This window comes from Psychroflexus longus (assembly GCF_020164595.1).
Classification (GTDB): Bacteria; Bacteroidota; Bacteroidia; order Flavobacteriales; family Flavobacteriaceae; genus Psychroflexus; species Psychroflexus longus.
On sequence record NZ_JAIQZE010000018.1, the window covers coordinates 18158 to 30681 of the forward strand.

The following is a 12524-nucleotide window of genomic DNA, read 5'->3' on the forward strand; positions in this document are numbered from 1 at the left end:
GTCTGTAGGATTGTTTTTGTTTAGTGGCTATTGATCATGCGAAGTTTTAATTTAAAGAGATTTAAGTTTTTGGATAACTTGATCATAAAATTCCTTATATCTATCATTTTTTATTGATTCACATTCAATTGGCTCAGTTGTAACTCCTAATGATTTTAAAACCTCAATCTTAGCTGAATTATTTTTTCTTTTTACTAGCTCTTTTGTTAAGTCTGAATTTGTTAAAATATCATCTATATTTTTAATTTTTATAGAATTGAATTTTTCTTCAATATTTATAAAATTAGCATAGTAAAAATAAATTTCGTTTGTAAATCCTTTCCTTTTTCGATATTGTAACAACCACCATAAGTGAGTTTCACTAAAATCTAGACCAAAGCCAATAATGTGAACATTTGCATTAAGAAAAAAATATGGCCAATGATCTTCTGAACATTTTTTTTTATTTTTCACTGTATCTACGATCCTACTTAAGTAATTTGAATAACCGTCAAACCCAATAAGAATACTTTTTTCTTTAAAGTTTTTAGAATTATTTTTATGATTCCTACAATCCTCTAGCTCTCCGTGTATATGCCAAATCTTTTTATTCAACTTATAGGACCTTTTAAGACTATTTACAAGCTCTGTTCTATCGGTGACAAAATCTTCTTTTTTATTTAAAAAATCACTATCTAATGCCATTTCAAAACCATAATCATAGTTTGTAGTAAGTATGTGATTTATATTCTCTAATCTCATAAACTTTTCGTGATATTCATTATGCCATTTTCCTTCGTTTTGTTCCAATAATTCAAAAAAAGCCGTTTTAATGCTTTGTTTCAGATTTTTAAGTTTGCTATCGTAGTCATTCATTCCACTCTTCATATTCGACATTTCTTCAAAGCTTAGTGGAAATGGTTTAAGAGGATTATTTAATTCTACTTGAATACCATATTTCACTTTTAACTTGTGCAACAGTTGCCCCCAATCCAATGAGTTTTCTCTATCTACAAGGTTTACACCGTTTCCAATTAGAAGTACATTTTCCATTCTTTATTGCTTTATGTATAACAAGTTTTTAATTAATTTAAAACCTAAAATTATTCGTGAAGTTTCCCCCATGTTTCTATATATGTCGTCTCTTCAATTGTTAAATCCTTGAAAGCTTTTTTACTGCTTTTAGATGAGTTTGCTAAGTATAAAGCTAATTTTGAACTTAGTATCAAATTAATCTCTACTGATAAAACACACTCTTCTTTAAGGCTTTGAATATTAGACTTGTAATAAGTATTAAATTGTCTATCGCTAATATGTTCAGCATGAGCATAATTAGAATAAAGACTCCACATGTCAGAAATTCTTGATTTATTTAAGTCACTGCGTTCAAAAAGCTGTTCTTTTTTGAACATAATTGCATAACTAGGTTTTAATAATTTATTTCTCTCTTTAACACTGGTAGCTTTTTTGTATTGAGCTGATTTTATAATTTTCTCTGTAGTTTCGCTTATTTCTATTTGAACTTTTTGGTATTGTTTTTTTGCAAAATCTGAATCATAAGCAAAACTTGCTTGTTTTCTAAGTCCGTGAAGCTTATAGACAGCATATCTTAGATTTTTTTCTTCAACAGTAACATTATCAAAAAATAAATAGAACATTATTAAGTATGATTCTATCTGCATCCTTACAATGCTTTTAATTGAAAAAATATCAATAATATTCATGTTATGACCAATAAGTTCAAAGCTTAAACCATCTAAAAGCTTAATTATACTATGATTTGCGAGACCATATCTGAAAAATTTATTTTCAAGTTCAGAATTGTGAAATTCTAGCTTTTCTCCACCATCAAAAAGACTTTGAGTAAGCTTAAAAATAGCACCAGTGATTATTTCTAATCCTTTAGTATTCATTTTTAAATCTCTTTTATTCGAAGCTTCAAAAATCTTTAATAGATATTTCCTATAATCTTCTTTTTTGCTCAATACTTCATAATTTGAATTATCATTAGCCTAACTATTCTCCACAATCTCAATCTCCTCATCAGTCAACCCATACAGCTCATAAACCATCTGATCTATTTCCTTATCGGTTTGGTCAATTTGGGATTTAAGTTCTTTTGCTTTTTGTTGTTCTGAAAGGAAATACTCTTCCCATTCTGCTTCCTGGGAGAGACTGAGTTTAATCTTTTTCTTTTTAAGTTCTTTAATGAAACCCGAATAGCTTAATTCATTCCAATTTTGAAGTTTTTTAGCTAATTTTTCTAATTCTTCTGGAAATTGTCGTTTCAAATTTCTTAAAAGCTTATTTATCAACTTAAACAAATTCTTTGTTTGATTTAATTGATTATTTGCTAAATCTGTAAATTCGAAATTTATCAACTTATCAACAGGAATGCCAAATGGTTCAAGATACTTTGTTTTGAAATAAAAATAACCGCCACTATATTCTGAACTTGTATTCTTTATAAAATACCATAATAGTTTACTGTTTAAAATCACAAGTAAATCTAGAGGGTTCAAATCTTTTTTAGGCACTATTAAGTAGCCACCAGCATCAGCATAGACATTTGTTTCTTTTACTGTAAAATTTGGATAATTTTGTAATTGAGGAGTGATTAAATAATCTTTTTCAAAAATAGAAATTTCTCTAGCTCTATGTAATGAATACCAATATTTAGGATTTGTTTTATATCTTATTTTTTTATCAGTTAAGTGATCTCTAAAATTTGTTAAATAAGCGTATGTTTTAGGAAAATTATTCCTGAAATCAACCTCTTCGATAGGAATTGTCTTGTTATCCTCATCTAATAAGTGTGGATAAATTACATACTTATTAGATTTTAAAGGTAGATATCTATTTATGTCTTGACCTTTCAAAACTTCTTTTAATAATCCAGATTCTAATTCGATAGACTCATTTAGAGCTTTTGAAAAGCCATAAAAAATTTCATCAACAATTTCGCCTTCCACCATGAATATATCATCACCTGTAGTGATTAAACCTTGATAAATACCCTCACAAATGTCTTTTAATTTATCATTGTTAGAAATCTTATTAAAGATTGAAGTTTCAGTTTCACTTTTTAAAAGCCAAGCTTTATCACTTAGGCTTGAATAGTTTATAGTTTCAAATTTTATTTGGTCATTTATATTTAAGGGATATGTTTTAGAATATCCGATTTTTTCTGATTCCTTTGAAAGAGTAATTATACATGTGTAAGTTGAAGCATCTGCAAATACTATTTCAGACCCAAAATGAACAATATTTTCAACAGCCTTTCTTTCCACTAAAAATTTTCTAATTCCAGTACCAAAATCTGCTACGAGAAATTTATGAGGTAATATGAAAGATACATTTCCTGTTTTATTTATAAGATCATAAGATTTCTCCATGAATAAGGCATACAAATCGTATTTTCCTTTAGCACTTTCATACTTATCCTCAAGATATTTAGTTTGGTTGAAATAATTTTCTTTCAAACTTTGAACCCTTACATAAGGTGGATTTCCAATCACCACATCAAAGCCACCTTTAGCGAAAACTTGTGGAAATTCCTTTTCCCAATGAAAAGCTTTGTCGCCAGCGACTTCAGGATCATCTATTAAAGAGTTACCGCATTTTATGTTATTACTTAGGTCATTAAGCTTACGGTTAGGTTGCGCAGTTCTGAGCCATAGTGACAACTTGGCTATTTCAACAGATTCATTATTAATGTCAACGCCAAACAGGTTGTTTTCTAAAATGCTGTTTTCCACATTAGGGAACACCAGGCCACCACCCATGAGTTTGGTTTCCAGTTCATCAAGATACTGGTGTTCTGCTATCAAATAGTTGAGTGCTTCACTAAGAAACGCTCCAGAGCCACAAGCAGGATCAACAACAGTTAGTTGTAACAACCAATCTCTGTAGGTATTCAGTTTTTTTAATAAATCCTTTTTGGTCTTCGTTTGTCGCTTAATGTTGTAATCTTCTTCAACTAGATTCGCTTCTGTTTTCTTTTCCTCGCAAAGCTTTCCAATGGTATTTTCAACAATGTATTTGGTGATATATTTTGGGGTATAAAATACACCATCCTTTTTCCGTTTAGAGATCTTTACTTTAGAGGGATTCTCTTCAAGCTGAGTTTGAATTTCTTCAATCTCATTCAGAGAGTTTTCAAAAATATGTCCAAGGATGTTGACATCTACTTCACTGGCAAAATCATATTCGGATAGTTTAAGCGTGTATTTATAAAGCAAGTCATCATTAATGGTAATTTTGTCTAAAACCTCATCAGGTCTAAATAAACCACCATTGTAGGGGTAAACATCATATTGCTTGCCTTTATGTCCTGTGTTGAGATAACCAAAATACTTTTTGAACCGTTTATAAAGTGGTGAATAAGCATCCATCTCTTGAAGTTGCTTCCATTGCTTCAGTATAAGTCTAACAGAATTTGGAGGGAGTAAGTGTCTATCTTCAGCAAAGAATAAAAATAGAAAACGATCCAATAATTTCTGTGATTTTTTAAAAAGCAGTAGAGGCTCATATTTAGGATTAAGCTCTACTAAATTGTTATACAATTCCCTTTTGAAAACGCTGTAGTCTTTATATAGCTGTTTGGTGGTAATATCCTCCTGATTGTGAGAATCATTTTTAATTTTCTTGGGAATATCTCGCTTGATGTTTTCATAAGCCAGACAAAGATAAAGCAAGCTAAAGTCCTCTTCAGTCAGTTCAAATAAATTGAACATTTCATGCTCAATTGCATTATCGATGTAAAATCTGATTTTTTCAAAATTGGAAGTGATTACATAAGTACAACTAGACTGGTTGTTTTTGTAACCAAAAGCCTGAGCTTCAATTTTACTAAGATCTGTTGTGTTGGTGCCTTTTAGTTCAATGACTCCTACTACCTTATCATTTACAATAATACCGCCATCCGCTTTTTTGCTGTCCTTGACATTTTTAAGTTCGGTGGTCAAGTTAAAACCTACAGTTGGGTTGAGTGTGTAACCCAGAATCTTTACAAACAAATCCCTTAGAAAACCTTCCTGATATTGCTCTTCTTTAGAATTTCTAATGTTCTCTTGGAACTCGGAATCAAGAAATCTGGTTTTATAGGCTTCCCACTTTTCTTTTAGTAAACTTTGATCTTGGGCATTGATGTATTTCTGTATAACTGTACTTTGGAATAACCCCATAGGATAAAGAAAGTTTAAGAATTAGATTGGAGCTCTAAAATAATAAACTTATTGAGTAAATACAGGATTGGATTTTTATTTTTAAAATAGAGTTTGAACAATTAAAAATATGAGGCAGCTAATAAATGCATATTTAAGAGCTAGAGGTTAAAAGGAATGGACTAATGTGTTTTTTGAATTTTGATTTAGATACTTACACTCATTTTTAGATTTTAGTGTGAGCCAAAACTCTGTCTTGTAAATTTTCAAATATGATTACTTGTTGCAAATTGTTGAAAAACTGTTAGAATTATTATTAATTCCAGATTAATAGAAGTTGAGCTTTTTAAGCTAATTTAATCTCAAGAATACTTGTAAAACTCACTTTTAAGTAAAAATCTTTTCATTTTTGTTATGTGCTATTGGCATTAGTTTTAAAAAGCTTTATGTCCTTTTTTTACAAACAATAAGTTCATCATTGTTTTCGGAATTACAATTGAAATCAAAGAAAATATTCCTAATACTATAACGAATATTTGATTAATTAAAACAATAGGAATATTGTGATACAAGAATTCTAAATTATAATAAAAATAATTAACTGTTAAAAAAAGTAAAGAAAAGAGAAATGTTAAAGGTGCAAATGCCAAAGGAGATGTTCTTATTCTATATAATATAAAGATTTCTGTAATGTTATCTATAAACAACTTAAGCTTTTCAACATCTTCAAATTTTTCTTGTGACTTAAGTAAGGAAATTAAATTTCTCTCAATAAAGTTTGGACTTGGTGTTAATAGAAGATTGTAGTTTTTATAAAGTTTTATATATCCTTTTATAAACTTATCTAGAATCAAAATTTCTGCAGTAGTAAAAATTGTTTCAACCTTTCCACACCGATGAATTCCAAGAACATCAATAAGCAAGTCTATTAGACTAGAAAAATTTTCTGTTATTGTTGTTTTAGGCGATACCAATTCATAAATTGATACTTTCGATAAAACTTTTTGGTCGATGATTTTAGATTTAATTTCTAAATAATGCTTAGAAATTTCATTTTCACATTTACATCTTAAATTTTCGTCCTTTTGGCCCGACAAAAACTTATCCAATCTGTTAAGAATCTCATTTTTTAGTTGGCGAATTCTTTCACTTGAATTTTCAAAATATATTGCCAGTTCGTCCGTAGTATATTTATCTAAGTCATTTAAGCCATAGGAGTAACTAATAATTTTGTGAAGCTTATCATCATCAAGTAGATTTAAGTAATCATTTATTGTTTCTTTAAAAACTTCAATAAATGATTCACTTTCGATATCCTCAAAATCTATTGGTAAAATGTATTCTCTCGTTTTACTTAGTTGGAGGTCTATTAAACTATTAATATCTTCATGGATAGTTTCCTGAAAATCTTGTAATTGCTCAATAACGGTTGGTCCGATTCCTCTTATCTGAGAAAACTCCTTTAGGTCAATATCCATTACTTCTTTTGCCGTAGAAATATTTAATATTTTAAGTTTTTTAAAAAGTTTCGAAGGAATTAATTCTAAAATGTATTTAATCTCTATTTCTGATTGGTTCATTCTGTTTTTTTATAAACGCAGCATAACGGTCACAGTTATGAGTAATTGCATGGGTTAGTGATTAACTTCGTAAGTCCACACCAAATTGGAAATTCCGCAGGAATTTCCAAAGCAGGCGAGAACAAGCAATTACTTATAGCCATTTTTACCAACTGGTTTTTATTCTTTAGTATTATTAAATTCATCTCCATTTACGATGAAAATAGTTGCGTGTTCGTTTCCATTTTCATCGTTATAGGTAATGCGCATTGTTAAGCCTTGAATCACATCTGGGACTTTTGGTTCTATTCTTTCGTCAGCTTCTGTAGATGTACCTTCAATAAAATCTTCGAAACTCGCCTTTAGTTTTAAATCTGCATAAGGTGGAAGATTGTTCACTTTAGGCAATTTATCTAAATGGTTAAACTCTGTTCCGTCGACTTGTTCAATTTTCACATTGAATGCAGGATGTTTAGAATTATTGAATATGGCAATATGGAAGTTCCAAACTAAATCCCAAAATATTATTGGTTTGTCACGACCAAGTACAATTTCATTACCATATTTCTCTCTATTTTTAGAACTGTAACCTCGATTCCACCTTTGACTATTTGCCCAAATTAAGTCAGCTTCCAAATAAGGTCTTTCTAAGTCAAGTTTGACTCCGCAAAGTTCTTTGTTCATAATGTCCTCCGCATCTTTTTTCCAATCATTTAGTAGTTTTATAGGAAATGCATCAGGGTCTTTATCAATTAATGTTGAGCAATTAGTACAAAGCCAAATTCCATTATCGATATCCTTTCTTTTTTCAGGTGTAAGAGCGCCATCATATCTTGGACCTCCTGCTGATGCAGCTGTTATATGTGCAGCAACTCCAACTACTGTAGCTTTGTCTTTATCCGAGTTTGGTCCAACAGTATGTTTTCTGCATTCAGGATTTGAGCAAATATATCCAACTCTTTTAGCGAGGATGTCTACTGTTTTTTTCGTGAAATCGTCTCTATTTAATGCCATTCGGTTTAACTTGTTGGTAACGGTCGGGCTATGAGCAGTTGGGGATTTTATGCCCTAACTTTTCAGTTTAGCACTGACTTTTATTTTATTACTATCTTTTAATTTAAATACCTAAACCCCAATTGCTTATAGCCTTTGTTGGCAACTGGCTTTATTCTAGTTTTCTTTTGTTAATTGGTTTATTTACTTCATCTGCGAAATCAGGATTAGTTTGTATGCGTTTTCTCAATTTTTTATGAATAGAATTCAAAGTAGCATCTTTTCTATATGACTTTGGTAAATGCTTCATCAAGGTTTTGTAATGTGTATCCAAAATTGCAAGTATATCAAGGTTTGATAACTTTGATTTATCAACCAATTCTTTAAACCTATCAAAATCAATAAATGAATCGGAAGCGAGTATTGATGAAACCAAAAAAAGTTGAAATTCTAAGTTAAATTCTTCTTCATCTGTAGTTTCGCTATCCAAAAGTTTTATATTATCATCAAAGTACTCTGCCATTGGTTCTTTTAAAGTAATTGACCAATTATTGTGTTTAAACCAACCTCCAAAAATTTGCATTAGACCATAAGTTGAAAAGTTTTGCCAAAAAATTAGGTCTTTTCTATCAGGAGTTGCTTCTGCTTTAGAAACAAGCTTTAAAATCTCACTTGTATTTTCCAATCCTCTTTGAATACCCTTTTTTCGTTGTTCGATTGGAGTGTTGTATAAGGCTTGAAGTAACTTTCCTAGTCCTCCTGTATTTGATATGTATTCAGCAAGATTTTTAGGTTTACTATTTTCAAGCACTTCTTCAAGAAACTTAGGTGAATCTTTAGCCATCCCTGCGTAAAATATTGCTACATTTTGCCACCATAAATTATTGAACTTGTCAATAAATAATTTTCTGTCAGATTGTCTATGATGGAAAATTTCGTAAGCGGTAAAATACTCTTGAAATGATTGGTGTTTGAAAGATATTTCGCCTTTATCATTAATAAACAGAAGTCCTATTTGGTCAAGAATTTCCTCAAGCACTTGACCTATATCAAACTTTTGCCCTCTTTCTGTTGAATACTTTAAAATCAAATCTTTTAATTCAGATTTCGAAATACTTGATTTTAAATTAGTGTGTAAATCCTTAGCAACATAGCACAAAATTCTATGTTTTATGCCCACTTCAATGAGTTCAGTTGTTTCAGTTGAAGTTGTTTTTCCAATTAAAAGATTGACAAATAATTCATATAAGTCAGTGATTGTTGCAGGTATTTCAATTTCTTTTTCATCAAACAACATTGTGATTAAAGCAATTGTCAAAGGTGTTTTTGGAAGTTTTTCAAGAATTTCAGAATCTTTAAGTGACTTCAAAAGGGATTTTGATTTAATCAAGTCTTCACTAAAATAATTACTTAAAAACAATTCAATTTGTTGCCTATTTAAGTCATTGACTTCCATATATCTAAATCCAATTGCTTCTGAATTATGAAATAAGTAATCAGAAGGTCTAGAAGAACAAATTACTTTTATGTTTGGAAACTTTTCATTGAAGTCGGCTACTGACTGTAAAGCCTTTTCTTTTGATTCTTTTTTTGCTAATTCATCAAGGGCGTCAATAAATACAGCACAATTTTCTGTTTTTATAATTGCTTTTGAATCAATTCCTAGGTCAACATTCCAATCTTTATTAAAATAACCCTCTATAGCAATTTCTAAGTCAAAGTCAGCTTGTTCAATTTCTTTAAAGGTCAGAATTATAGGATAAAAATCCTGATTGTTCCTTAGTGAATTTTGTGTAATTATTTCATTTGAAAGAGTCTTAAAAAGCGTAGACTTACCGCAACCTGGTTCTCCAATGATTAATGAATTATGTGGTAGGTTGATAATGGTGTCAGCCTTTTTGCTTATCCATTTTATTGAACCATCTTCATTGGTAATTCTTTCTGATAGCTTCGGTTCAATCATATTATTTAAAAGTTTTTCAACTTTTTTATTATCAATGCTCAAAGACTTTATGGTATTGTCAGTTTTAATCCTTTCTTGAAGCCTTTCAATATATTTTTTGTATTGCTTTGAACCTCTTACCCAAAATTTAGGATAATACTTGTCAATGAAGTAGATTAATTTTTCTCCGTCCCAAAAATCAATATTAGCTCTTTCATCATTGTTGCTGTCAAAAATTTTATCTTTTGCTCCTGATGAAAAATGTTCGTTGGTAATTATTTTTACTTTATTAATTGGGATTTTTTTTGTTTGCTCTAATGATTTATAAGGGTATTTAAAACATTCGAAAACTTGATTTTCTATTTCTCTAACCACTCCTGTAGAACCTGATACTTTACCCTTTTTTACAACAAATGCAAACCAATCCTTTTTGTCTTCTATTTCATCCAAATATGAACAAACTAAGTCTTTTCCAAATTCAGGTTTATTACCCTTTTCGTGAGTAACTTTTACGTCAGAAAAACCCATTTCAGGCAATATTTCTTCAAGTATTGAATGAATTTCTGTTTCTTTCTTTATGGAAGTTAAGAAATTAAGTTTTTCCTGTTTACTTTTCATTTGTTGTTATGTTTTTTAGCTTGTTGCCAACTCGTTATATATTGATAAAAATACATGTTTATTTGAAACTGTTATGGGATAAACGCATGTTTTTAAAATATTTCTATGACATATAAATAGGGTAACCCTTTCAATAAAAGAATTACCCTAATTAAATCTATTTCTTTTAGCCTTTTTAATTAGAAGGAGACAAAAATAAGAATAGAAACAAAAGCTTTGATAGTCATCCTCATTTTCAACGCTTATACGTTCCTTCAATTAATTAAAAAAGCTGTGCTCGGCGGCTTGCATCGCCCTTCTTTTTAAATCAGCTTTAATGTAATTATAAAAGACTTTTTCCGACTTATGACCTGAAATAACCATGATGTGATGTGGAGGCATACCTGCATTATAAGCATTAGTGCAAAAGCTACGTCTACAAGTATGAGTGGATATATATTTCCACTTTGGCTTTTTCATCTTTTTCTTTATTCCACCTTCTGTTCGCTCCAAAATAAAATCACTACTTATCTTTGCTTTCTTAGCAATGCTCTTAATTAATTTGTTGATCGTGTTTTGATGAACGTAAGGAGGAAAATCACCATTCCTCTTATTTAGAATGTTCTTAACTCTTGAATTGATAGGAATGTAAACCTCACCCCCTGTTTTATTTTGTTTAACATATATGAACTGTTTAGTTCCATCATTTCTAAGAATTGGATTTTTTAAAAAATTCATTAAATCACCAACTCTTAAACCTGTAAAACAACCAATTAAAAATACATCTCTAACAATTTGTTCATCCTCAGAGTTCAACTCGAGATTATTGATGGATTCAAGTTCTGATTCATCGAGATAGGGATGATTTATTTCTTCTTTGAATTTTGCAAAGTAACGTTTCTTAAACTCATTATTATTATGCACGCCTTTATCGAAAGCATAGCCTATTATGGTCTTAAGCTTTTGAATGATCGAGCCAATGTAATTTGTAGTGTATTCTTTGTCTTTTCCGTAAGACACAAAATCATTGTAAAATTTCTCATCAATATCCTGAAAGCAGAAATTTTTAAGTTTTTTGGTTTCAAGAAATTTAATCAAATAGTTTTTACTATTTCTATAGGTTCTTAATGTTCCTGATGTTAGTGGTTTATTTGTAAATGGAGAATTATTAACTGCATAATACTCTATAAACCATTCGAAAAATTCGACGATATTATTAGTATTACTAATTGTCTCATCGTTATTTTCAGGCTCATTATTAATTATTTTCTTTATAGCATTAGAGCAACCAATTTGAGTCAACTTTTCATTTTTTATTAACGTTGTAATAGATTCTTCAATTTCTTTTTCAATCTCTTTAATTCTATTATTAATGTAAGTAGAGTTTGTGATATCATTTGGCACTTTTAATTTGCACCTTGAAGAATCCCAATATTTTTCAGAACCTCTTCTAAAATCCAATCCAGTAGACATTCTATATCTAATATCTCTTCCGTGTCTCAAATCCAATAAAATTGAATTTGTCTTTTTACCTTTTCTTAATTTAAATTTGATCGTCATTTCCTTAATTTTTAACGTTAATAATTGTTTCTGAAAATTAAGAATGTGGTCAAAAAACACTAAAAAGTTTGCCCACATGTTTGTCCACATGTGTCCTTTTAAGTCCTTCTTATTGTGTTAAAATGAGAGAAACGACCTAAAAAAAAGCCCAAAAAGCGTCAATTTCAGTCCATTTAGCTAAAAAAATAAACTAAATGAGATTCTGCCGTGGTCACTTAAAAACCTCCCTTAAATACTAAAATTTAAGGGAGGTTTTTCGTTTTAAGCAGGACATAATTTTCTAAGTTTGATTGATGAAAAACCTTTATTTTTTTATATTTCAATAAAAATAATATGGCGAATTCTGAAAATCTGTACACGGATGATAATCCTGAAACTTCCGTAGAAGGTTTAGGGTTTAAGGACGAATCCAAAGCTATTGAAAGTGTCCAAAAAGTAAAGCAATTAGTGGCTACTGATAAAATAAGTATGAATCATGCCAAGCAAATTTGCGTGACTATGGAACAACGATCAAAGCATCATCCTCATCGGAATGAAGATATGAAGGCAGCTGAGGTGGTCTCGAGAGCATATTTGCAGGAATTAAAAGATTAACTCTATAGTTTTGTCTCGTCCTAAATAACCGATACAGATTATTAGACATTAAATTTATAATTTAAACCTTAACGATGCTAGCATCGTTAAGGTTTTTTGATTTATACGATTTTCTTTTGAGTTTGTTTTGCTTGT

At 29.9% G+C, this 12524-nt stretch carries 8 protein-coding genes; 1 reads left to right on the plus strand and 7 read right to left on the minus strand.

Annotated features, from left to right (window positions below; all coding sequences use genetic code 11):
- Positions 1-51: 51 nt before the first annotated feature.
- From LB452_RS13065 to LB452_RS13095, 7 genes are all read right to left on the minus strand, one after another.
- A complete protein-coding gene (locus LB452_RS13065; RefSeq protein WP_224462182.1) occupies positions 52-1032 on the minus strand; it encodes an SIR2 family protein in 981 nt (326 codons plus the stop codon).
- 50 nt (positions 1033-1082) lie between these two features.
- Positions 1083-1964, minus strand: coding sequence for a hypothetical protein (locus LB452_RS13070; protein ID WP_224462183.1), 882 nt, complete (start codon positions 1962-1964; stop codon positions 1083-1085).
- Between the two features lie 27 nt (positions 1965-1991).
- Positions 1992-5165, minus strand: coding sequence for an Eco57I restriction-modification methylase domain-containing protein (locus LB452_RS13075; protein ID WP_224462184.1), 3174 nt, complete (start codon positions 5163-5165; stop codon positions 1992-1994).
- A 413-nt stretch (positions 5166-5578) separates the two neighbouring features.
- Positions 5579-6724 carry a sigma-70 family RNA polymerase sigma factor gene (locus tag LB452_RS13080; protein ID WP_224462185.1) on the minus strand — a complete coding sequence of 382 codons (1146 nt, stop codon included), beginning with the start codon at positions 6722-6724 and terminating at the stop codon, positions 5579-5581.
- Positions 6725-6883: 159 nt separating this feature from the next.
- Positions 6884-7717 (minus strand): hypothetical protein, encoded by an 834-nt coding sequence (locus LB452_RS13085; protein WP_224462186.1) that lies wholly within the window; start codon positions 7715-7717, stop codon positions 6884-6886.
- Between the two features lie 151 nt (positions 7718-7868).
- Entirely contained in the window at positions 7869-10256 is a 2388-nt protein-coding gene (locus LB452_RS13090) for an NACHT domain-containing protein (RefSeq protein ID WP_224462187.1), read from the minus strand.
- Between the two features lie 258 nt (positions 10257-10514).
- The gene (locus tag LB452_RS13095; RefSeq protein ID WP_224462188.1) at positions 10515-11873 is read right to left on the minus strand and encodes a tyrosine-type recombinase/integrase; all 1359 of its coding nucleotides are present in this window, start codon (positions 11871-11873) and stop codon (positions 10515-10517) included.
- Between the two features lie 255 nt (positions 11874-12128).
- Here LB452_RS13095 and LB452_RS13100 point away from each other — a divergent pair, with 255 nt between their 5' ends.
- Complete coding sequence (locus LB452_RS13100) at positions 12129-12389, plus strand: hypothetical protein (RefSeq protein WP_224462189.1); 261 nt, start codon at positions 12129-12131, stop codon at positions 12387-12389.
- The last annotated feature ends 135 nt before the right edge of the window (positions 12390-12524 follow it).

Excerpts from the sequence above, each read along its gene's own strand:
- LB452_RS13080 (WP_224462185.1), bottom strand. The coding sequence starts at position 6,724 with ATGAACCAATCAGAAATAGAGATTAAATACATTTTAGAATTAATTCCT.
- LB452_RS13090 (WP_224462187.1), bottom strand. The coding sequence starts at position 10,256 with ATGAAAAGTAAACAGGAAAAACTTAATTTCTTAACTTCCATAAAGAAA.
- LB452_RS13065 (WP_224462182.1), bottom strand. The coding sequence starts at position 1,032 with ATGGAAAATGTACTTCTAATTGGAAACGGTGTAAACCTTGTAGATAGA.
- LB452_RS13100 (WP_224462189.1), top strand. The coding sequence starts at position 12,129 with ATGGCGAATTCTGAAAATCTGTACACGGATGATAATCCTGAAACTTCC.
- LB452_RS13095 (WP_224462188.1), bottom strand. The coding sequence starts at position 11,873 with ATGTGGGCAAACTTTTTAGTGTTTTTTGACCACATTCTTAATTTTCAG.
- LB452_RS13075 (WP_224462184.1), bottom strand. The coding sequence starts at position 5,165 with ATGGGGTTATTCCAAAGTACAGTTATACAGAAATACATCAATGCCCAA.
- LB452_RS13085 (WP_224462186.1), bottom strand. The coding sequence starts at position 7,717 with ATGGCATTAAATAGAGACGATTTCACGAAAAAAACAGTAGACATCCTC.